This is a genomic window from Pseudomonas sp. UF-293 (assembly GCF_058245595.1).
In genome coordinates this window covers 1-302 of the sequence record NZ_JBSICA010000090.1, presented here as the reverse complement: position 1 = coordinate 302, position 302 = coordinate 1, and the positions used below count along the sequence as shown (strand labels likewise).

Below are 302 nucleotides of genomic sequence, written 5' to 3'. Positions count from 1 at the left end.
ACCCTGCGCCGTGGCGTGGATTTCCAGCCGCATCTGCGCAAGATCAAAGAGAGTTTGAATGCCAGCCGGTATCCGGTAGGTGACGAATTCAATTGATTCGGAATCTCGACTGACTGATCCGCCCTCTTCGCGAGCAAGCCCGCTCCCACAGGGAATTTGTTTTGAACGCAAATTCAATGTTCACTGAAGATCGAGTGTGGGAGCCTGAACATTCCGCTGCCGGAGGACACCGACATCTATATGCCGATGACCTCGCGGATCATTCAGTTAACGGTGCTGGATGTGCTGGCAACGGGAATGAC

General features: G+C 53.6%; 1 pseudogene. It reads left to right on the top strand.

The annotated features are described in order from the left end of the window. Positions 1-204 precede the first annotated feature (204 nt). Positions 205-302: pseudogene (locus tag AC4IHP_RS27895) on the top strand (transcriptional regulator HexR); the annotation flags it as partial.